Source organism: Blastocatellia bacterium (genome assembly GCA_035275065.1).
Classification (GTDB): domain Bacteria; phylum Acidobacteriota; class Blastocatellia; order UBA7656; family UBA7656; genus DATENM01.
In genome coordinates this window covers 73593-95219 of the sequence record DATENM010000028.1, presented here as the reverse complement: position 1 = coordinate 95219, position 21627 = coordinate 73593, and the positions used below count along the sequence as shown (strand labels likewise).

Here is a 21627-nt window from a genome sequence, read left to right as displayed (position 1 = left end):
ACAGGTTATGCCGGTCAAGGTCCTTTCACAATTCTGGAAAACCGACCGTTATCTGAGCCTTCTGCTCGGCCTGCTGCTGCTTGTCGTTTTCGTCCTCTACCCGATGAGCGACCGCGGCGGGTTTATCAGTGTCGTGCTCCAGGCGCTCTTCTCATTGATTCTGATCTCAGGGGTGCCGGTGGTCGCCAGCAACCGCACGGTGATGGCACTGGCCACCCTGCTTGCGGTCGGCACGGGGGTCGTCGGGTGGCTGAGATTATACGCGCCGCGCGAAGGGCTGATCGTGCCCGGCTTAGTGATGTGGATTCTCTTTTTCTCCTTGCTGGCCGGAATGATTCTGGTGCGTGTATTCGGCGGAGGCACGATCAACTTCCATCACATTCAGGGCGCGGTGGCCGTCTACCTGCTGCTCGGAGTGATATGGGCAGGGGGCTACAGGCTGGTCGTCCATCTGGCGCCGGCGGCCTTCAACCCGGCGCCCGGCGGCGACGAGACAACCTTGATGTCCAGGCTCGTCTACTTCAGCTTTGTGACGCTGACCACCGTCGGCTATGGCGATGTCACGGCGGTACATCCGGCGGCGCGCTCCCTGGCCCTGCTCGAAGCGCTCACCGGACAGCTCTTTCCCGCCGTGCTGATTGCGAGGCTGGTTTCAATGCAAGTCAGTCATCACGAAGGCGGTAGAAGCGAGCGCCCGTAATGACGCCGTAGATCGGCTACGGCGAGAGGAGACACGGCTTATGTCAAAGCATCATACGGAGCCGCACCCGAAGAAGGCGAGACTGCGGATCTTGCTGCCGACCGGGGAATCTTTTAAGCGCAAGGTGAATCAAGCCGAGAGCCATATCGGCAGGGGGCCGCGCAACGAGATACTGGTCCTTGACCCTGAAGTCTCGACCCGACATGCGATGCTCACTTCCGATGGCAGCGACTATATCATCACCGATGAATCGGACGAAGGCGGCACGCTCGTCAACGGCGAGCGGGTCAGCAGTCCCAGAAAACTCGCCGACGGCGACATGATCCGTATCGGCCAGTCGCAGATCACCTTCAGGCTCAAGCACGGCGGCAAAGCGCACAAGCGCCACAACGGCAAGAACGGTTCACCGGTCGCCGCGGCGGTGCCAGCACCCAACGGCGAATCGGAAGAGAAGCACAAGAAGAAACACAAAGAACATGAGCATGACAAACACCAGGCAAAGGCCGAAGGGCAGGGCGCTGCGGCCGCCAAAGCCAAAGCGCCCTCAAGCGAAGGGAAATCCGAAGTGAAGAAGAAAAAAACCAGGCCGGCGAAAAGCATAGAAGACGACCGCATCAGGGCGGCCAAGGTGAGGGCCTGGGGCGGCATCATCGCTACGGTGCTGAGCGTCGTTCTGACCGTGACGATTTCGATCCTGGTGACCCGCATGGGCAGCATGCAGAGCGCGCCGGTCGCTTACGGTAGCCCGCAAGCGGCGAAGAAGCTGGCCAGCCCTTCGGGCTACAGCAGGATCAGCGGCGGGACGTTTGAAGCTTCCGGCGTCGCCGCCGTTCCCGATGCCCACGGCGTTTTGTTTGTTGACGATTCCAAGCCGGACCAGGTCTTCTACATGCCGCTCAACGAGTTGGGCGAGCAGGAAGGGCCGGTCAAGCCCATCCCGCTGGGCGTGAGCGTCGAGAATCCTGAAGGGATCACGCAGCTAGGCACACACTTTTTGATAGTCGGCGCGCTGGCGACGCCGGAATCGAACACCATGGGAGGCGTGGCCTCGTTTGACTTCGATCCGACGACGCAGACGGTCTCCAGAGCGGTGCTATTGACGGGGGTGAGGAAGTTCCTCTTCGACAATGTGCCGGAGTTGAAGGCGTGGACGGACAAGGTCAGTATTCAGGGGGGGCTGAACATCGAAGGCATCGCAGTTGATCCCGACCCCCAGCATCCGCGCATACTGCTCGGCCTGCGCGGCCCGCTCCTCAACGGCAATGCGCTAATCGTGCCGCTTAAACTACGCGACCGCCTGGCACCCCTGTCGCTCGAAAACCTGGAGATGGATGAGCCGAACGCCATCCAGCTAAACCTCAACGGCCAGGCCATACGTGATATGGAGTATGACCCCCTCTTGCGGGCTTTCCTGATTATCAGCGGCGCTCCTGAAACCGAAAAAAAGACGGACTTCACGCTCTGGACCTGGAGCGGCGAGGGCAATCAGACCAGGGAAGGCGCGAGGCCGAAATTGCAGACCCCGCTCGACAAAAAGATGAAGCCCGAGGGAATCGCGCATGTGATGATCGGCACTCAGGACTTTGTCTTCATCATGGGAGACGCGAGCTGTTATGCAAAGATCGATTACCTCGCGCCGTAGAACGGCGGCAGGCGCATCGGGCCGCGTCCGGTTCCTGACCTGAACGTTTTCCGCCGAGCCGGTGGCGGCAAACTCACCTGTCAATTTATCACCCGCCGGCTGTCAGAGATGACAGTACGAATCGCCAGCCTCCGGGCTCATCATCAATTAGAGTGTGCGCTCTTAAACCGGGAAGCCGAGGGCGCGGACAACTGCTGAACAAGGAGGGTTGGCCATGTTTAAACGTTTACTACTTCTCGCCTTGATGGCAATTCTTATCCTGGCCTTCGCGGCGGCGCATGGGCAACAGTTGCCGAGCGCGAAAGAGCCGGCGGCCAGGGCCTGTAGCCACGACGGCTACGAGCTATGGCAGGAGCTGAAGATACTGCCTGTCCAGTTCATCGGCTTCAATGACGAGGGGGCGATCTGGAAATACCAGGACAAAGACATCGCGCACCTGGGCGCGTTCGTGTTGAACGAGAAGACGCAGTACGTGGCGCAGGAAAAAAAGCATGTGAGCGCGGTTTATGTTCAGCGACGACCGGACGCTGTCTGGCTCTGCTACTACTGCGCGCGCTGCCACACGCTGTTAATTGCCTACGAGCTGAAGCCCGGCTCATCCCCCATCAACTGACATGGCCCTCTGCCAAACCCTGCGAAGCCAGGCTAGCAGCGGCGAGCCATAGCCGCCTGCCGATAACCGAAACCCGGCGCGCGCCGGGTCTCGCGGCGGTCGCCTTCAAGCGGGTTGCGGGAAGCCATAGCGCGCGACGATGACGGTGACGTTGTCAGCGCCGTTGTTGTTCAGGGCGGCCTCGATCAACCCTTCGCACGCTTCGGCGGCTGAGCCGGCGCGACGCACGATAGACTCGATCACTCCCTCGTCTATAGCCTCGATGAGGCCGTCTGTGCAAAGCAGCAACTGATCGCCATCTTGGAGTTGCAGATGCTGGACCTCCGGCTCGACTTGCGCCTGCGCCATGCCGAGCGCCGCTGTTAACACCCGGCGCATGCCGCGCACCAGGGCGTTTTCCGCTTCGCCAATGCCGGCGTCAATCATCGCCTGGGCCAGCGTGTGGTCGCGCGTCAACTGGCGGAACTTGTCGCCGCGCAGCAGATAAGCGCGCGAGTCGCCGAGGTGCGCAAGAAAAAGGTCGGGGCCGAGGCTTAAAGCCACCGTTATGGTGCTCATGCCGGTTATTCCCGACTCGTCGTCGGCGTTCTGCCGCAGGGCTTCATCCACCTTGCGGAAGCGCTCAACCATCCGTTGCTTGACCACCGTCGCTTTTCGCCGGCTCATTCGCATGATCCAGTCGGGCGTGTTCACCGCCAATTCGACCAGCTTAGAGATGGCCGCCGCGCTGGCGACGTTGCCCGCAGGCATCCCGCCAAGGCCGTCAGCGACCAACATCCCGTGAGCCGTCTCGTCAAAACGGCGCGGCAATATAGACTCAGGCAGGTTGGACAATACGGTTTGCAGAGACCGCTCGACGCGCACGACGAGGTAGTGGTCCTCGTTGAGGCGGGCGAGGTTGCCCGGATGTGAGCGCGCCGCAATATCCACTCGGAAAAGGGAAGAAGTGGTCGTCGCCATCGCCGGCGCGGCGGCAGCGGCCTGACCCGATTCAAACGGCTCGCGCACTTCTATGACATCATCATCTTGCTTCACACGGATCTCCTTAGAGAGGTTTTCGATTGCGTTTGCCAAGTAGCGCAAGGCGGTTAGCTTGCGCCAGGACTCGCGCAAGCTAACCGCCTTGCGCTACCGGCGCGGCTGGCCAGTCAATTCCGGTGCCAGGTCATCATCCGCCGGCGTTGCACGACCGCGAAGCGCGCCAGCACTTTCTCTTGCGTGTAAGCCGGGTTAAAGCTGACCACGTCGTGGGTGCCGCCGAATCGCTGGTCGCCCCCGGCCAGGGCGTGCAACTTACCGTCTTCGCGCACGCGGTAGCCATCGAAATGCGTCCACATCTCTTGCTGCCCCCAGCCGTGGCTCGCGGCCAGATGCGTGTAGAGGTCTGCCGGTATGGCCACCAGGCGGAAGGCTTCGGGGTCGAGCGCCAGCTCGTCTCGCAGAAGGCGCGGGCCATGCCGGACGAGCGCGTTCTCGATGTCTATGCGCGACAGCCCCCAGCGGCTCTCAAGGCCGAGCGCCGCCAACAAGTCTGTGCGCGGCAGCTTCGTCTTCGGCTCCGGCTCGTCGAAGTCCTCAAGCAGCAGGTCTTCGACGACCAGACAGACCTCGTAGCGCGTGCCGCCCGAAGTAATGAACGGGTTGAGCAGGAAGAACTCGATGGCCGCCTTCTGCGGGTCGGCGGTGTCGGCAGGGTAAGGCAGCCGCTCGATCTGATCTTTCGACCTCAGCTTGACCGCTTCCTTCAGGAACTGCGGCTGCCAGCGGTGCGGCATGAGATAAGCCAGTTGGCGGCGCGACGCGGTGCGCGCCGGCACGAGCCCGAAGCGGCTGGCGGCTGCAAGCGTCGCCGGCGAAAACTCGTAGAGCAGGTCGTCGCCGAGTTCCGCGGCCTCGGCCAGCTTGATCTCGGCGGGCTCCTGTTTGGCTTCCTCCGCGGTGGGCTTCTCCATCAACTGCCGCGCCACCTGATCGAGTTGCGAGAGGTTGCCGGATTCGAGCGCCTCAAGGGCTTGCTGCTGAAGCTGCGCGGCGGTGACGGTCGGCTTCTTCTCCTGAGGCTGGTCGGCGGCGGGCGCTTTGACCGAAAGCGTTTGAAAGGCGCTGCCGCGGCGCTTGTAGAAATCCTTGCGGGCCGGGTCGAGGCGCTGAAGCGTCGCCAGCTGCTCGATGGCCTGATCCTGCATCTGCTGGAGCCGCTGCGTCGAGCCGCCGACGAAGGCGTGCAGGCCGGGCGAGAAGGGATCAATCGGGATGTCTGCCGCCTCTTCGTAAAGCGTCGCGGCGATGCGCATGCGGTCGCCGCCCGCCGCCGCCGTCCCTTTGAGGGCGCGGACCCGTTCCGTCAGCTCGCGCGTCTTCGCCCAGTCGCCGCGCTCGACGGCGGCCTTCAACTGGCGCTCGACCCATCCGAGCGAGGCGAGGCTCTCTTTGATCTGCGTGTAGTGCGCGTAGGAGAGCGACGGCTCCATCAACTCATAGGCCCTTTGCAGGTAAAGGTCGCGGTAAAGCGTGTCGAGCTTGCCGATGTCGAGTAATCGAGAAACGGTCTGCAACGCATCTTCTTTCGGAACTGAAGTGGTCTTGCTCATGATTGCAACCTCCTGGTGGCTCGCCTGGCCTGCGGGCGCCGGCTGCTGACTCGCGTCATGCCGGTTTGCGTTTGAGGATCACCGCGGTCAAGTCGTCCATCTGCTCGGTCCCCCGGCAGAAACTGGCGACGGCTGAACGCAAGCGCACAATGACTTCCTGAGCCGGGCAGTCGCGGCATTCGCGGATGACCGCTTCCAGCCGGGCCAGCCCGAACTCTTCGTCGTCGGGGTTCGCCCATTCGTAAAAGCCATCGGTAACCAGCACCAGCAGGTCGTTCGGCGCCAGACGGACTTCGCTGGCGCGGCCATACTTGACGCCGGTCATCAGGCCCAGGGGGATGCCCTGAGCCTCAAGATTCTCGATCTTGTCGTCGGCATGGCGATACCAGAGTATTGGCCCCTGGCCGGCGGAGAGGACTTTCACATGCGAGCCGAAGGGGCTGAGAAGGACGACCGCGTAGGTGACGAAGCGGTTTGCGGGAAGGTCTTCGGCCAGCAGCCGGTTGAGTCTGTCGAGCAGGCCGTCTGTGCCGCCGGAAAGAAAACTGGCCCGTGCATAAGCGCGGCACGAGGCGGTGACCAGCGCCGGCCCGATGCCGTGGCCGCTCGCGTCGCCGAGACTGACGGCGACCCGCCCGTCCGGCAGCGTCTGCCAATCAAAGTAATCGCCGCCGGTCTGTTCGGCGGGCTGATTCCAGCCGGCCAGCTCGAAGCCGCCGAGGTCCGGCTGGCGACTGGGCAGCAGGCCCTGCTGAATCGAGCGGGCGATGTCGAGGGCGTTATGCACACGCTCTAGCTCTCTCTGCAACTCGGCCTTGCGCAACGCGGCGAAAACGTGGTGGCGAATCTGGCTGGCGACGACCGCCGAGACGATGCCGCCGATCAGGATCAAGCCGGCGTAGATGAACGTGACCAGTGGAATAGCGGACGAGCCGGCATCCGGCCCTGAATACAGCCCCGCCACGTGGGCGCTGACGGCGAGATAGCCCAGAGCCGAAAGCAGGCCCGTCAAAACGGAAAGGCTCGGATTGAGCCGCAACGTGGAAAGGCTGATGAATAGGAAATAGAGAAGCACGGCGGGCGCGACCAGCGCCTGGTAAGGGTCCATGTAGCGGCTGTTGATGAGCAGCAGCAGGGCAAGCGTCGGCAGCCCGCTATCGATCAACACGTCGATGAGCCAGATGATCCGCGGCACGCGCTCGTTGGTGCGCAGCGCCCGATTGACCGCCGCCAGCGTGAAAATCTCGCAGGCGATGGTCAGCCCGAGCGCCAGTGTCTGCACGTAAAGCAGCGCCGTCTGCCCGCTGGCGATGTTGTTGGCGATCACGGCGATCATCAAGGCGCCGAGGATCCACAGCAGCCCGATGATGCGATGCGACTCGCTGCTCAGCGCGGCGCGTTGAAAGGCCCTGGTCTCGATAGTCTCTTCAGTCATGCATGCTCCGGTAAGGTTCGTAAGATCGGCGGCAGCGCCGCCGCCGCCGCGACAACCATTGTCTCGGCCGCGCCGGCCATTATCGCGGCGCTCTGTTCGGCGTGCTCCCACGCCTGCCAGTAACGCTCAAGCCGCGCACAAAACCAGCGCCGGCGCTCGCCGTAGAGCCGCTCCCCTAACGGCACGGCCTGGGCTTCGAGGTCGCGGCAGCGGCGGTCAACTAAGGCGATGAGCGCCTGCGGGTCGCGCGGTGGCGTGGCAAACTCGGCCCACAGCGCCGGCTGACGCAGGGCGTCGAGGTCGTGATTTTCATTCAGCCAATCGGACAGGTTGCGCAACTCGCCGGCATGGGCGTTCAGCACCGGTGGCCAGATGGGCGTGATGATTTGTAACTGATGCCACAGCAGCTTGGCGGGCCGCCGCCAGTCGTGAAAGTTGGCCGGGCTGGGGTGCCGGATGACGCGGCGCTGGCCCTGACGGCCAGCGCCGTACGAGCGCCGCAGGCCGTCGCCTAGCGCCTTAAAGCCTGAATGCTTCAATGGCCAGCCATCAACGCGGTCGCGCGCCGCGGCCAGCAGTTCCGCGACCTTTTGTAGTGCCCCCTCCTCGACCATGATCTTGAGCCGCGCGTCGCGGCGCTGCTCCAAAAAAGCGCGCTCGGCGGCGAATGACTCCGGGTCAAGCTCGTCGGCATATCGCCGGATGAGCGCATCGAAAGTCTCGACCACGACCGCCGCATCCCGTCCGCCGGCAAGCAAGCGCCCGCCGCTGCGATAACAATTCCACTCGCGCTCGAATACCTTGCCGCCCAGCTCGCCGCGCACCAGCGCGACCAGCGCCCGCAGCCGCTTCAAACACTGCCGCGTCGCGTGAACCGCTTCGTTAAGGTTGCCGGAAGCCGTGCCGAGATGGCTCTGGGCCAGGGCGATCTGCTCGATGGCCAGGCGTCTGACCGCGGCGGGAATCGGTTCGCTTTCTTCAAGAGCAAAACTCATCGCTACAGTTCCTCCAGTGATCCCGCTGGCTCGCGCCGTCAACGAAACATCTGCGTTTCCTTTCCGAGCCATCGAGCCGCGGGCCTTTGTCGCCTCGTTCCTTCATAGCTGCCAGCCGCCGCCGAGCGCCTTGTAAAGTTGCACCACCGTCAACAGCTCATCACGGTGCGCCTGGGCAAGGCTCAGCTCGGCGTCGAAGAGGTCCCTGTCGGCGTCGAGCGCCTCAAGCAGATTCGAGACGCCGCCGTTGTAACGCATGTAGGCGAGGCGCGAACGGTCTTGAAGCGTTTCGACCAACAGCGTGCGCTGCGCGCGCACCTCTTTGACCTTGCGATAAGCGACCAGCGAATCCGACACTTCGCGGAAGGCATTCTGGATGGTGCGCTCGTAATCGATCAGGAAAATCTCGCGCTGGGCCTTCGTCAGGCGCACGTTCGAGCGCAGGCGACCGGCGGTGAAGATCGGCTGGGTCACTTCCGGCGTAAACGCCCAGAGGCTGCGGTCACCGCTGAACAGCCTGGTGAGCTGCGCGGTCTCGAAGCCCAGATACCCGGTCAGCGTGATGCGCGGAAAGTACGCCGCTTTGGCGACGCCGATCTCTGCGTTAGCAGCGATCAAGTTCTGTTCGGCGGCGCGAATGTCGGGGCGGCGTTCGATCAGGTCCGAGGCCAGGCCGGCGGGCACTGCCGGCGGCATCTGCTGTTCGGTCAGGCCGAGCCCTCTGGCGACGCCTGCCGGGTTTTTGCCAAGCAGGAAATTGATAAAGTTCTCCTGCTGCTCGATGGCGCGCTCGGTCGCCGGGATGACCTCCGTCGCGCTGTAGACGAGCTGCTCGGCCTGCCGCACTTCGAGCATGTTCGACACGCCGCGCTCTTGCCTCAGCTTGATGATGCGTAGGGACTCCTGGCGCGACGTCAGCGTGCGATGCGCCACCTCAAGCTCGTAGTCCAGCTCGCGCAAGTTGAAGTAAGCCGTCGCCACGTCGCTGACCAGCGTGGTGATAACGGCTTTGCGCGTTTCTTCGCTCGCCAGCAACTCGGCGCGCGCCGCTTCGGTCGCCCGCCGCAGACGGCCCCATACATCAACCTCGAAGGTCAGCAGGTTGAGCAGGACGCCGCCGAAGGTGCGGTCGCGCTGGATGGGTAAGGTTTCGGGCAGGTTCACCGAGCCGCTTTTTGAGATGCGGCTCGTCGTCGCATCGGTGCTGCCGCCTATCGTTGGGAACTGCTCGGAGCGGGTGATGCCGTAATTGGCCTGGGCGGCGTTGATGCGCGCGACCGCTTCGCGCAGGTCGTAGTTGCTCGCGAGCGCATCACGAATCAACCGCTGGAGCTGATCGTCTTTGAAGACCTCGAACCACTTGGCATCGGCGAGCGATTGCGGGTCGGGTTGGGCCGCCGGGTCGGCAACGCCGCGATAGACTGCCGGCGTCTGCACCCGCGGTCGCTGATACTTGGGGCCGACCGTACAGGCGCTCGCAAAGCTGAAGAGGATAAGCAAGACAAACAATCGCTTAGTCATGGGTGTTCACCTCTTGCAGCCTTGGCGATGACCACGGCGGGCGGCGACGGCGTTTGCGGCGTCTCTATGGCCTTGTGCTTGCGCCGGCCCAGGCTCTCGACGAAGGTGAAGTTGCCGGGGATGATGAAGACGCCCAGGAAGGTGGCGACCAGCATGCCCCAGAAGACGCCCGTGCCCATCACGTTCTGCGCCCCCGCGCCCGCGCCGCTGGCTCGCATCAGCGGCACGACGCCGAGGATGAAAGCGAAGGCGGTCATCAGGATGGGCCGGAAGCGCAGCCGCGCAGAGGTCAAGGCGGCCTCTTCCAGCTCCACGCCTTCCTCGTGCTTGGCCTTGGCAAATTCGACGATCAGGATGGCGTTCTTGGCCGCCAGACCGATCAGCATGACCAGACCGATCTGGACATAGACGTTGTTGTCGTAGCCCATCAGCCACACCCCGAAAAAGGCTCCCAGAGCCACAAGCGGCGATCCCAGCAGCACCGCCCAGGGCAGCCGCCAGCTCTCGTAGAGGGCTGCCAGCAACAGGAAGACGCAGAGGAGGGCGAGGATGAGAGTCGGCCCCGGCGGCGGCGCGATCTTTTCCTGGTAAGAGAGCGACGAGTAGGAAAAGCCCATCTCTTTCGGCATGGTCTCGGCAAAGATCTGTTCAAGCGCCGCCAGCGCCTGCCCGGAGGTGTAGCCGCGCGCCGGCGATCCCTGAAGCTCGACCGAGCGCAGCAGGTTGAAGCGCGTCGTCAGCTCGGTCCCGGCAATGTCTGTGATGGTCAGAAGCGTCGACAGCGGCACCATCGAGTTCGTCGTCTGCGAGCGCACATAGATTCTGCCGATGTCTTCCGCCTTTAATCGATTCGCCGCCTCGGCCTGGACGTAGACGCGATAGAGCCGCCCGAAGCGGTTGAAGTCGTTGACGAAGGCGCCGCCCATTGCCGACGACATGGTTTGAAATACCTCGTTGACCGGGACGCCCAGCGTGCGCGCCTTCTCGCGGTCGAGCTCGACTTTGACCTGCGGGTAGTTCGGGTCGAACGAGCTGAACAGGTTGCCAAGCTCAGGCCGTTGTCGCCCGGCGGCGATGAACTTGCGCATCTCTTCGCCGAGCTGCTGAACCGTCATCGTGCCGCTGCGGTCCTGTATGAGGAAGTTGAAGCCCGAGGCCGCGCCGAACCCCGACAGGGTCGGGATGTTGAACGGGAAGATGACCGCTTCGGGGATGTCGGCGAACTCGCGCTGGAGCTTTGCCATGACGCCTTTAACTTTCAACTCTGCGGTTTTGCGTTCCTCCCAGGGATGAAGCCGAGCGAAGAGCGAGCCGTAGTTCGGCTGATAGGTGTTCGTCACCACGCCATAGCCGCCAATGGTCTGGTAAGAGTCTACGCCTTCGGTCTTCGCCAGAATCTCTTCGACCTTCTTGAGCACGACACTGGTGCGCTCAAGCGACGCGCCGGGCGGGAGCTGGACGTTGACGCCGAAGATGCCCTGGTCTTCGTCGGGGATGAAGCCGGCGGGGATCTGCCGCGCGAAGTAGCCCGCGCCGACCGCCACGCCGGCGACGATGATGATGGTCAGGAAGGCGCGGCGCACGAGCAGGCGCGACGTTTTCACATAGCCATTCGTCGTCACGTCAAACACCCGGTTGAAGCCGCGGAAGAAAGCGCCGAGCGGCCCGCGCATGGGCTTCGGCGACTTGAGCATCAGCGCGCAGAGCGCCGGCGTCAGCGTCAGCGCGTTGAAGGCCGACAGCAGCACAGAGATAGCGATGGTCAGCGCGAACTGCTTATACATGCTGCCGACCAGCCCGCCCAACAACGCCACCGGCACGAAGACCGCCGACAGAATCAACGCGATGCCGACGACCGGGCCGGAGACTTCCTTCATCGCCTGCACGGTCGCCTCCTTCGGCGTCATGCCGTGCTCAAGATGATGGATGACCGCCTCGACCACAACGATGGCGTCGTCAACGACAATGCCGATGGCCAGCACCAGGCCGAACATCGACAGCGTGTTGATCGAAAATCCCAGCATCGGAAAGAAGATGAACGTGCCGATCAGTGAGACCGGGATCGTGATCATCGGGATGATCGTCGCGCGCAGGTTTTGCAGAAAGATGAAGACCACCAGCGTCACCAGGATCAACGCCTCGACGAAGGTCTTCAAGATTTCGTGGATCGAGGCTTCGACCGCCGGCGTCGTGTCGTAGACGATCTTGTAATCCATGTCGGGCGGGAAGAGCGTCTTTGCGTGACCCAGGGTTTCGTAGATGGTCTCGGCAGCCTTGAGCTGGTTGGCGCCCGGCAGCAGGTAGACGGCCATCGCGCCGCCCGGCTTGCCGTTGAGCCGCCCGAAGGAGTTGTAATCCTGCGAGCCAAGCTCTGCCCGCCCGATGTCCTTGACGCGCACCACCGCGCCGGTCGCCGTCTGGCGGATGATGATGTTTTCGAACTCTTCGGTCGTCACCAGCCGGCCCGGCGCGCTCAGCGTCTGGGTGTACTCTTGATCTTTCGGCGTCGGCGCGGCGCCGACCTTGCCGGCAGGCGCTTGCAGGTTCTGCTCTTTTATCGCCGAAATTACATCCGACGGCGTCAGGCCGAGCTTGGCCAGGCGGTCGGGACGTATCCATATCCGCATGCCGTAATCGGTGCCGCCGAACAGATCAACCTGGGCGATGCCCGGGATGCGCAGAATCTGGTCGCGCAGGTTGATGCCGCAGTAGTTAATCAGGAAGTTGGCGTCGTAGGCATCTTTCGGCGAGAAGAGCGAGATCACCATCAGGATGCTGGGACTTTGCTTCTTAACGGTGACACCCTGCTGGTTGACCTCCGCCGGCAATCGCGCGGCGGCGGTCGAAACGCGGTTCTGCGTCAGCACGTTGGCGGTATCCTGATCCGTGCCGACCTCGAAATTGACGTCCAGCAACATGCGGCCGTCCGAGGTATTCGACGACTTCAGGTAGATCATGCGGTCAACGCCGTTTACTTCCTGCTCGATGGGCGTCGCCACAGACTGTTCGACGGCCTCGGCGGACGCGCCCGGATAGGTGCCGGTGACGCGGATGTTCGGCGGCGCAAGAAAGGGATACTGCTCAATCGACAGCCCGCGGATGACGACGCTGCCGAACATCACGGTCAGGATAGAAATGACGATAGCGACGATGGGCCGCCGGATGAAGAAGTTTGCCATGACTCAATTCCCCTGCGTCGGCTGGGTGGCTTCCCCGGCGGCGGGCGCGGTTGACGGTTTGACCTCGCCGCCCGGCCTCACCTTCTGCATGCCCTCGACGATGACGCGCTCGCCGGGGTTAAGCCCTTCGAGCACGATCAGGTAATTCTCGAAGCGGTCGCCGACGGTGATCGTCCGCAACACGGCGCGGTTTTCGGCGTCAACGACCAGCACGGTCTTGGCGCCTTGCAGCTCCTGAATGGCGCGCTGCGGGACGAGGATGGCGTGCTCGCGTTCGGCGACAGCGACGCGCACACGGGCGAACTGGCCGGGCCGCAGGTAGCTCTTCGGGTTCGGGAAGCTGCATTCGACCTTCATGGTTCCGGTGGTCGGGTCAACCGTGCGGTCTATGACTTTGAAGGAGCCGGGATGCGGGTGGACGCTATCGTCGGAAAGGATCATCTCGAATCTCAGGCTGCCGACCCGCTGGCGAGTCGTCGCGGGGTCAGTCAGTTTCAGGTAATCGATCTCGCTGAGGTTGAAGTCCACCAGCAGCGGGTCAGCCACTGATACCGTGGCCAGCAGCGTCGCCGCGCCGCGCCCGACCAGATTCCCTTCGTCAACGGCCTTAAAGCCGATGATGCCGCTCAGCGGCGAGGTGATGCTGCAATAGCTGAGGTCGAGAAGCGACTGAGTCACCCGCGCCTTGGCGGCAGAGACTTCGGCGGCGGCGCGCTCGATGGTGTATTTGACAGAGGCTTCGAGGTTGGTGAGATTGGCCTGCCGGGCATCCACGTTGGCCTTGGCCGACTTCTGGGCGGCGATGGCGGCGTCCAGCTCAAGCTCGGTGACCGCCTTCTCTTTAGCCAGTGGTCGGACGCGAGCCAGGTCTTGATCGGTCTTGCTCAACACGGCTTCGGCGTCGGCCAACTCGGCCTGCGCCTTGAGCACGTCTGTGCGCTGCCGCGCCTGCGCGAGGTCGGACTCGGCTTTGGCGAGGATCGCTTTGGCCGATTGCAGCGCCGCCTCGAAGGGGCGCTTATCAATCGTGAAGAGCAGGTCGCCCTTCTTCACCGGCAGCCCCTCCTGAAAGTAAATCTTTTCGAGCACGCCTTCGACGCGGGCGCGCAGCTCGACGGTTTCCTGTGCGCGCGTCTGGCCAACGAACTCGCTGTAGATTGGCACCGTGCGTTGCGGTACGTCGAAGACGACGACGGCGGGCACCGTAACGTCAGCGCCCACCTTGGCGATCTCTTTGCCCTTACACGCCGCGCTCATCAGCACTGCCGCCAGCGCCGGCGCCGCCACTACGGAAGCCATAATTCTGCATCTGAGTAGACTGTTCATCTTCAACTCCTGTCGCGAGCGTGGCTCGATCCGTGACCGAGGCCGAGAGGCTGCCGCGCCCTCTTGACCGCTTTGCTTAAGCTTGCCCGAATTCCTGAGGTCGATCAGGACAATGAATACCCGGACGCTTCGGAACGACTCTCCACCCGGCTCCCGCTCAAGTCAGCAGCGTGCGGCGGCGCTGCCTCTCGCCTCTGGCGTTGTGAGTGCAGATCAGCCTGAGTGCCTTAACAAAATCTGATTGCGAGCGATGCGATACAAGCCTCTTAAACCTAACGATCCGACCGGCCTTCGACCGTGCTCAGCCGGGTTCGACAACGGCTAGCCGACCCCAATGATAAAAGCGGTGGGCGGCAGAGGGTACTGTCAAATGTGACAGGTTTCGGCGAAAAAAATCGGCCCCACCCTTTGCCTGAGCGGCCAGAGCAGTTTTCAGTCGGGTGTAGCGCAAGCTATTAGCTTGCGCGAGTCACTGCGCAAGCTAACCGCCTTGCGCTACAGGACTAACGCAATCGAAAACCGCTCAAGATGGGTGGGGCGATTGAGCCGGTCGAATGTCGGGACAGCGGCGTTTACGGTCAGCGCATGCGGATTTTGGCGACGCTTTCCGGCGAGGTTTTCACAAAAGGGGCGAGCAGCGTCTGCCAGGATTTCTTCAACTTCGCGTAATCGTCTTTGCACATCTCGGCGCGCGACGCCGGCAGCGTTCCGTCTTTAATGACTTGCTCGTATTTTTCAGGGTCATGCCCGTAGAGCATGCAGAGGATGCCATAGAACCTTTGCTCGTCGAGCGAGTGCTCGTCCCAGTAGGCTTTCTCTTCGCCGCCGTCGAGCGCGGCGTAAAGCTTGAAGGCGAGCGCGCCGTCGAGCGCCATCTGCTCGCCTTCTTCGGTCTCTTCGATGAGAATCAGCGTCGAGAGCTGGTCGGCGGCGTCCTCCTCTTTGCCGGTGATCGGCAGATTCCAGGCGTCCATGAGCGCGTGCCCCAGCTCGTGAAACAGAGCCGAGGCGAGCGCCCCTTTGACGGCCGCGTCGAGTGCGGCCTCATCCTTTATCTCTGTGGAGAACAGCTCGTAGTAATCATCAATCAAGTCGTAACAGACAGTAACCTGATGCGTGGCGTCGTCGTACGACGCGTCCGGCCCGTCACATTCTTTGAAGGTGATAGTGATGTCATAGGGGAGCGCCATTCGCTCGTTGAGCGAATCAACGATGCACTCGATGGCCGCCTGATGGATGGCGACACGCGGGGTTGCCTCCCCCGGACAAGGCGTCATCCGGGGTTCGTAGCAGAGCTTGAAATCACCCTGATCTTTGATCCTGGCCTGCGCATAGCGGGCCTGCCCGGGAAAAGCGTCGGCGGATTGGTCCGGGCGAATGACATCGGCCTGCTGGGGCTGCGGCTGGCGAAAGCCCGTGACCGCCAGCGTGATCAGGGCGATCAACAGGAGCGCGTCGAGGACGAGGCGTGTTCGCGCCAGCGCCCCATTCCCTACCGCCTTTGAAAACTTCTTCACCACCCGACTCGTTCCCTTCCGGCTCGCAGCATCGGACGGCCATATTCTATTGCCGCTGGCCGTGAGCCGGTACTGTCACTATTGACAGTGCCGGCGAAGGCCGCCGGATTATCTCCCGCCTGTCAAAGCTGACAGTATTCGCCGCTGCCGATGGCCTGTAGGATGGACTTGAGTATTGCCTCCGGTGAGTATCCACGGCTTACCAAAACACCAACGCGCGGAGCATCATTGATGAAACTGGCGACTCTGACATCGCTGGTGTTGAAAGCGAGCATTGTCTTGCTGGTCTTCGGTCTCGGTCTCGACGTGACGGTTCATGATCTCACCTATCTGTGGCGCAGGGCGGAGCTGTTTTTGCGCTCGCTGCTGGCGATGAACGTCGTCATGCCGCTGGTGACGGTGGCGCTGGTCGCGCTGTTCGACCTGCACCCGGCAGTGAAAGTCGTGCTGGTGGCGCTCTCGCTCTCGCCCGCCCCTCCCTTCTTTCCCAAGCAAGGACTCAAGGCCGGCGGCGGCGTCCCGTTCACCTTCAGCCTGCTGGTGGCCGAGGCGGCGCTGGCGATTCTGTTCGTGCCCATCGGCGTCTGGGTCTGTGCGAGCGCCTTTGATGTGCCGGCGCAGGTGCCGCCCGCGGCGGTGGCGCAGATTGTGTTGCTCACGGTGATGGTGCCGCTCGCCGCCGGCATGCTGATTCGACATCGCGCGCCCGCGGTTGCGGCGCGGATTGCGCCGCCGGTATCGCGGCTGGCCATCGTGATGCTCGGCGTCAGCTTTCTGCCCATCCCGATCGTTGTGTCGCCGGCCACCGTCTCGCTGCTCGGCGGCGGCACGCTCGCGGCAATCACGGCGTTCGCCGTTCTAGGGCTGGCCGCCGGCCACCTGCTCGGCGGCCCGAAGCCCGAACAGCAAGTCGTGCTGGCGCTCTCGACCTCGTCGCGGCACCCGGCGGTGGCGCTGGCCATCGCCGGCGCCTGCTTTCCCGAACAGCGGCTCGTACTGGCGGCGTTACTGCTTTACCTCATGGTGAACGCCATCATGTCGCTCTCCTACCTGAGCTGGCGACGCCTGCACGGTCCGAAGGCGGAGGCGGCTCAGGCAACCGCGCTCAGAGGCACAGTCGGCCCAGCCAGCCCGACATTGTAAGCAAGCCTATCGTCGCCGCTTTCTTTTTTTCCGCCTGAAGCCGTTTTCGATTGAGTTTGCGTTGTGGCGCAATCTGTTAGCTTGCGCACTGTCTCGCGCAATCTAACAGATTGCGCTACACCCGATTGAAAACCGCTCCAGGCTGTCAGTTTTGACAGTTTCCGCCGTATGCCGCCGGTCATAGAATCGAGGGCAGAGCCTCGGCTGGGAATCCAGCTTGAGGCCGGAGCTGAGAAAGCAGCAACCGGCTGAAGGCGAGAGGTAATGCTTGAGTGGTTAAACGTTGCGGCTTGATCTTCCGATGAATCATCTGCCTGCTTGGCTCACGGTAAACCGAAACGCAACTGACCACCTCTTCGACCTTCACCCAACGAGAAGGAGCGGCCATGACGACTAAAAAGATTATCAGGTGGTTGGCGGCAATCGCCTTCGCCTTCGTGCTGATCGCGGGCGGGCGGGCGCTGATGGGGTCTGGCAATCCGGCGGGCCGTGCGCAGGCCGCGACGATTTCGCTCAGACAATCCGTTCCCAACGGGCAACAGGTGAAGATCATCGGCATCGTCATCAAGCGCCACGCCGACTCATTCACCTTTCGTGATCAGACGGGCGTCGAGCGCGAGGTGGCGCTGACGCCGAATACCGACGTGAAAACCCACAAGAAAGGCGTCTTTCGCGGCGGCAAAGCGTATGGCGTCAGCTATATCCTGCGCGGCTTGCGCCTGGAAGTCAGCGGCGTCGGCAACGCGCAGGGCCAGATCGTCGCCGACAAAATCCGCTTTGACGAAGATGACCTGAGGACCGCGCAGGCGCTCAAGGCACGCGTTGATCCTGTTGAACAACTTGCTGAAGATAACGCCAAGCGCCTCGCCGCCGCCGAAGAAGAAGCGCGGCGCTTGGCCCGCGAGAGCGAGGAGAATGCCGCCGCCGCCAAGAAGGCGCAGCTCACCGCCGAGGCGGCGAAGCAATCCGCCGCCTCGGCGCATAACCGTATCAACGGCCTCGACGATTACGATCCCGTGCGAACGATCACCGTGCTGTTCGCCACAGGCTCGTCGGTTCTCGGCCCGAAAGGCAAGGCTACAATTGACACCGCCGCCGCCTGGGTCAAAACTCAGAACACCAAGGGATGGGTCGTGGCGGTCGTCGGCTTCGCCGACACCACCGGCAATACCGCCGCCAACCGCAAACTGAGTGAGCGTCGCGCCAACGCCGTCATCGGTTACCTGGTGACGAAGCACAACCTGCCTTTGCAGCGGCTGGTTCAGCCCTTTGGCTATGGAGAGGATAAGCCGGCGGCAGAGAATACGACCGCCGAAGGTCGCGCCAAGAACCGGCGCGTCGAGATTCAACTGCTCGTCAACAAAGGCATCGCAAATATATCGTAGCCGCGCGGGCCGGCGGCAGCTCACACGAAATGCCGGATGGCCGGCTTGAAGTAGGAAGTGTGCCTTTCCTCGTCTGGATCATCGCCGCCCTGATCGCCGGGCGGCAGGTGGTCATCGTCCGTTAGCCGCTGATCGTCGAAGCGGCATTCATTCCGTTGGGCGGCACCATCGCCAACGCCTTAATCACCAACTGACCCTCAAGAGGAAAGCCTTTGACTCGAACCTTGCCGCAGGTTCTTGCACACGTCCTGTCAATACTGACAGTTACCGGCTCGCTTCGACCCTCCATATAATGACTGTGGAGCAGGCTTTTAGGCACGCGGCGCGAGGCAGCATTCAGCGGCCCCACGCTTGTCTGACGACCTGTTGTGAAAGCGAGGCTTGCGATGAAACGAATGGTCAGGTCACTCCTCCTACTGATTTGCGGCTCGCTGTTGTCTGTATCAGCGGCGGCGCAAGAGAAGCTGACGGGAAACAATGAAGAGGGCTATCCCAAGGAAGTCTATACGGGAACCATCGTCAACACGAACGGCAGGATGGCAACCATCGGCTTCACTATGACGTTGACGGCGCGGACGAATGACGAGGAGGCGGGGAAGTATCTGAACGTCCTCGCCCGCGAAGGCCAGGACGATTTCATGAAGGCCGTTCACAAGAACAACCTCGGCTTTATCGCCGCCACCGGACAGACGCGCCGTGACCTGCTCGTCGTCCGCGAGGCGCAGGTCAACGGCAAACGCCGCATCATCGCCGCCTTCGAGCGCTGGCAGAATTTTTGGGAAGTTCGCAGCGGCAATCGCTCACTCGACTATCCCTTCTCGATCATCGAAATCTATTTCGACGAGAAGGGGCGCGGCTCCGGCACCTTCATTGGGCTGGCCCAGGTCAAAATCGAGGCCGACAAAAAGACCGAGCAACTCCGACTGGAGCTGGAAAACTTCGGGAGTTTTCCATCCAAGGTTATGGGCGTGACGCGGCGCAAGTAGATTCCGCAGGGGCCGGGCGGATCGCCGGCATCTGGGCCCGGCGATTCGCCCAATTGGCGAGGCGGTTCTTTCCGTTCTTGTGTTCTTGCGGTCTGTCGTTGAAGCAGGCGAGCCGAGGTTTCAACCTGCCGGCAATAGGACAAGGAAAGCGAGATTGCTATGAAACGAGTATGGATTCCCCTTGTGGTCGTTAGCCTGATCAGTGTCTTTCCCGCGCTGCCGGGCTTCGCGCAGCAGCCGCCCACGCCGGTTGCGTCCCCTGCGCCGCAGGCTGCCGCCGCGCCCGTACGGCCGCAGGTCGAAAAACCCTGGCCGCGGAACTACAAAGCGCCGAGCGGCGCCAGCTTTACGATCTATCAGCCACAGGCCGCGAGCTGGGACGACCAGAAGCACATGGTCGCTTATGCGGCGGTCTCGTACATCCCGACCGGCGATGTCGAGAAGCCGGCGCGCGGCACCCTCAAGATCGAGGCGGACACACAGGTTTCCTTAGCAGACCGCCTCGTCAATTTCTCTGTGCTCAAGATCACCGAGGCGAATTTTCAGTCGCTTGCGAAAGAGCAGACGCGCGAGATCGTCTCGGAGGTCGAGAAGGCCATCCCCGACTATGATCGTGTGATTGCGCTGGACCGCGTGCTGGCGGCGCTCGACAAGAGCCGCATCATTCCCAAGAATGTCCCCGGCATCAAAGCCGATCCGCCGACGGTCTTCTTCAGCAAGACGCCCGCCATCCTCTTGAATATCGACGGCGATCCCATCTGGAGTCCCATTCGAGAAAACGATTTGAAATTCGCCGTCAACACCAACTGGGACCTCTTCCAATACGGGCCGACCTCCACCTTTTATCTGCGCGATGAGGCGACCTGGCTGCAAGCCTCCGACATTAAAGGGCCGTGGGTGGCGGCCGACAAGCTGCCTTCGAGCTTCAAGAAACTGCCGAATGAAGAGAACTGGACAGAGGTGCGCAACCACCTGAAGAGCAAGCACACGGGGCCCGTGCCGACGGTCTTCGTCAGCTCGCAGCCCGCCGAGTTGATCGCGCTCCAGGGCGAGCCGAAATACTTTCTGGTCTCGGGAGCCGGCACGAAACTGCTGTGGGTGAGCAACACCGAAAGCGATCTCTTTCGCCTCGGCGAGAACGGCCCGGTCTACTACCTGGTTGCAGGCCGTTGGTTCACGGCACCTGATTTTACCGGGCCCTGGACTTTTGCGACGCCGAATCTGCCGCCCGACTTCAAGATGATCCCGCTCGAACATCCGCGCTCGCGTGTGCTGGCCTCGGTGCCCGGCACCCGTCAGGCCGCCGAGGCCGTCATGCTGGCGCAAGTGCCGCAGACCGCCCGCGTCAATAAAAATGAGCTTAAAGCTCCACAGGTGCTATACGATGGCGAGCCGCAGTTCAAGCCCATCGAAACGACTTCGCTCGCCCGCGCCATCAACAGCGACAAGGAGATCATCAAGGTCGGTGACATGTATTACATGTGCTTCGACGGCGTCTGGTTCATGGGCAGCAGCCCGACGGGCGCATGGACGGTGGCCAGCTCGGTGCCCGGCGAGATCTATGAAATCCCGATCAGCTCGCCGTCGCATAACGTCACCTACGTCACCGTCAAGGACGAGGACAAGGACGACGAGTGGGTAGAGTACGCTGCGATGGCGGGCTACTGGGGAATGATGACGGCCTGGGGCTGCGAGTGGTGGGGGTCGGGCTGGTACTACGACCCGTACTATGGCTACGGCGGCGGTTACCCCATCTATTACCCGCCGCTGAGGACCTACGGCTACGGCTCCTGGTATAACCCGGTGACAGGTTTTTATGGCAGCGCCGGAAGAATCTATGGCCCATATGGCGGCATCGGGTTCGGCGCGCGCTACAACCCTTCGACCGGCACCTATGCGCGCGGGGCGATGGCCTGGGGGCCGAACGGGGCGCGTGGCGCGGCGCAAGTTTGGAATCCGCGCACCGGCAGCTTTGCCTCGACGCGCCAGGGGTCGGGCGTCTACGGCAGTTGGGGCTCGACCGCCGTGAAGCGGGGCGATCAGTGGGCGCAAACCAAACGCTTCACGAACGACCGCACAGGGAACACGACCCGCGCGACGCGCACCGAAAATGGCGCGATGATCCGTCGCAAGGGCGAAGACGGCAGCGGCTTTGTCGGCAAAGGCGAGGATAACGTCTATGCCGGGCGCGACGGCAACGTCTATCGCCGCGACGACAGCGGCAACTGGAGCAAGTGGGAGAACGGCAGTTGGGATCAGGTCCAGAGGCCCGAACAAGTCAACCCATTAAAGGACCGCGGCGACAACACGAAGCTGGACCGCTCGACCTACAAGCAGCTTGAAGGCGACCGCGCCGCCCGTCTCGAAGGCTCCAAACGCACGAGCGATTTCAAAAAGTACAACAAAAACCGCGGCGGTAACGTCGGGAGCTATCGCGGCTTCAGCGGCGGCGGCTTTTCCAGAGGCGGCGGTGGCTTCCGCGGCGGCGGCGGCGGCTTTCGCGGCGGCGGTGGTCGCCGGCGCTGACCGGCAGGCTTGCCGAGCGCGGCCAGGACGACCGGCGCGGCTAACGGGGTTGAGGGAGCAGGCACCGA

15 protein-coding genes are annotated in these 21627 nt (G+C 62.6%); 7 read left to right on the top strand and 8 right to left on the bottom strand.

Annotated elements, in window-relative coordinates:
- Positions 1–7: 7 nt before the first annotated feature.
- From VJ464_05365 to VJ464_05355, 3 genes are all read left to right on the top strand, one after another.
- The gene (locus VJ464_05365; protein ID HKQ04537.1) at positions 8–700 is read left to right on the top strand and encodes an ion channel; all 693 of its coding nucleotides are present in this window, start codon (positions 8–10) and stop codon (positions 698–700) included.
- A gap of 40 nt (positions 701–740) precedes the next feature.
- Positions 741–2342 (top strand): DUF3616 domain-containing protein, encoded by a 1602-nt coding sequence (locus VJ464_05360; protein ID HKQ04536.1) that lies wholly within the window; start codon positions 741–743, stop codon positions 2340–2342.
- 214 nt (positions 2343–2556) lie between these two features.
- On the top strand, positions 2557–2955 hold the full coding sequence (locus tag VJ464_05355) for a hypothetical protein (protein HKQ04535.1): 399 nt from the start codon (positions 2557–2559) through the stop codon (positions 2953–2955).
- A gap of 105 nt (positions 2956–3060) precedes the next feature.
- Here the strand turns inward: VJ464_05355 and VJ464_05350 are convergent, their stop codons facing one another.
- From VJ464_05350 to VJ464_05315, 8 genes are all read right to left on the bottom strand, one after another.
- Complete coding sequence (locus VJ464_05350) at positions 3061–3990, bottom strand: PP2C family serine/threonine-protein phosphatase (protein ID HKQ04534.1); 930 nt, start codon at positions 3988–3990, stop codon at positions 3061–3063.
- A gap of 113 nt (positions 3991–4103) precedes the next feature.
- On the bottom strand, positions 4104–5546 hold the full coding sequence (locus tag VJ464_05345) for a hypothetical protein (GenBank protein HKQ04533.1): 1443 nt from the start codon (positions 5544–5546) through the stop codon (positions 4104–4106).
- A gap of 55 nt (positions 5547–5601) precedes the next feature.
- Complete coding sequence (locus VJ464_05340) at positions 5602–6981, bottom strand: SpoIIE family protein phosphatase (GenBank protein ID HKQ04532.1); 1380 nt, start codon at positions 6979–6981, stop codon at positions 5602–5604.
- Entirely contained in the window at positions 6978–7976 is a 999-nt protein-coding gene (locus VJ464_05335; GenBank protein ID HKQ04531.1) for a CHAD domain-containing protein, read from the bottom strand. Before VJ464_05335 ends, VJ464_05340 begins: the two co-directional genes overlap by 4 nt.
- A 102-nt stretch (positions 7977–8078) precedes the next feature.
- Positions 8079–9497 carry an efflux transporter outer membrane subunit gene (locus tag VJ464_05330; protein HKQ04530.1) on the bottom strand — a complete coding sequence of 473 codons (1419 nt, stop codon included), beginning with the start codon at positions 9495–9497 and terminating at the stop codon, positions 8079–8081.
- The gene (locus VJ464_05325) at positions 9494–12676 is read right to left on the bottom strand and encodes a multidrug efflux RND transporter permease subunit (protein HKQ04529.1); all 3183 of its coding nucleotides are present in this window, start codon (positions 12674–12676) and stop codon (positions 9494–9496) included. Before VJ464_05325 ends, VJ464_05330 begins: the two co-directional genes overlap by 4 nt.
- Positions 12677–12679: 3 nt before the next feature.
- On the bottom strand, positions 12680–13975 hold the full coding sequence (locus tag VJ464_05320; GenBank protein HKQ04528.1) for an efflux RND transporter periplasmic adaptor subunit: 1296 nt from the start codon (positions 13973–13975) through the stop codon (positions 12680–12682).
- A 605-nt stretch (positions 13976–14580) separates the two neighbouring features.
- Positions 14581–15519: a DUF4344 domain-containing metallopeptidase gene (locus VJ464_05315; GenBank protein HKQ04527.1), complete on the bottom strand. Its 939-nt coding sequence runs from the start codon at positions 15517–15519 to the stop codon at positions 14581–14583.
- A 231-nt stretch (positions 15520–15750) separates the two neighbouring features.
- On the opposite strand from VJ464_05315, the gene VJ464_05310 reads away from it, so the two are divergent.
- The 4 genes from VJ464_05310 (at position 15751) to VJ464_05295 (ending at position 21559) form a co-directional block, all read left to right on the top strand.
- Positions 15751–16662 carry a Na+-dependent transporter gene (locus VJ464_05310; protein HKQ04526.1) on the top strand — a complete coding sequence of 304 codons (912 nt, stop codon included), beginning with the start codon at positions 15751–15753 and terminating at the stop codon, positions 16660–16662.
- A 386-nt stretch (positions 16663–17048) separates the two neighbouring features.
- Positions 17049–18047, top strand: coding sequence for an OmpA family protein (locus VJ464_05305; GenBank protein HKQ04525.1), 999 nt, complete (start codon positions 17049–17051; stop codon positions 18045–18047).
- 386 nt (positions 18048–18433) lie between these two features.
- A complete protein-coding gene (locus VJ464_05300) occupies positions 18434–19033 on the top strand; it encodes a hypothetical protein (GenBank protein HKQ04524.1) in 600 nt (199 codons plus the stop codon).
- Positions 19034–19192: 159 nt separating this feature from the next.
- The gene (locus tag VJ464_05295; GenBank protein ID HKQ04523.1) at positions 19193–21559 is read left to right on the top strand and encodes a hypothetical protein; all 2367 of its coding nucleotides are present in this window, start codon (positions 19193–19195) and stop codon (positions 21557–21559) included.
- The last annotated feature ends 68 nt before the right edge of the window (positions 21560–21627 follow it).

Bases quoted from the DNA above. Each gene is read 5' to 3' on its own strand.
- VJ464_05365 (HKQ04537.1), top strand. From the start codon at position 8: ATGCCGGTCAAGGTCCTTTCACAATTCTGGAAAACCGACCGTTATCTG.
- VJ464_05360 (HKQ04536.1), top strand. From the start codon at position 741: ATGTCAAAGCATCATACGGAGCCGCACCCGAAGAAGGCGAGACTGCGG.
- VJ464_05355 (HKQ04535.1), top strand. From the start codon at position 2,557: ATGTTTAAACGTTTACTACTTCTCGCCTTGATGGCAATTCTTATCCTG.
- VJ464_05345 (HKQ04533.1), bottom strand. From the start codon at position 5,546: ATGAGCAAGACCACTTCAGTTCCGAAAGAAGATGCGTTGCAGACCGTT.
- VJ464_05340 (HKQ04532.1), bottom strand. From the start codon at position 6,981: ATGACTGAAGAGACTATCGAGACCAGGGCCTTTCAACGCGCCGCGCTG.
- VJ464_05335 (HKQ04531.1), bottom strand. From the start codon at position 7,976: ATGAGTTTTGCTCTTGAAGAAAGCGAACCGATTCCCGCCGCGGTCAGA.
- VJ464_05330 (HKQ04530.1), bottom strand. From the start codon at position 9,497: ATGACTAAGCGATTGTTTGTCTTGCTTATCCTCTTCAGCTTTGCGAGC.
- VJ464_05325 (HKQ04529.1), bottom strand. From the start codon at position 12,676: ATGGCAAACTTCTTCATCCGGCGGCCCATCGTCGCTATCGTCATTTCT.
- VJ464_05320 (HKQ04528.1), bottom strand. From the start codon at position 13,975: ATGGCTTCCGTAGTGGCGGCGCCGGCGCTGGCGGCAGTGCTGATGAGC.
- VJ464_05310 (HKQ04526.1), top strand. From the start codon at position 15,751: ATGAAACTGGCGACTCTGACATCGCTGGTGTTGAAAGCGAGCATTGTC.
- VJ464_05305 (HKQ04525.1), top strand. From the start codon at position 17,049: ATGACGACTAAAAAGATTATCAGGTGGTTGGCGGCAATCGCCTTCGCC.
- VJ464_05300 (HKQ04524.1), top strand. From the start codon at position 18,434: ATGAAACGAATGGTCAGGTCACTCCTCCTACTGATTTGCGGCTCGCTG.
- VJ464_05295 (HKQ04523.1), top strand. From the start codon at position 19,193: ATGAAACGAGTATGGATTCCCCTTGTGGTCGTTAGCCTGATCAGTGTC.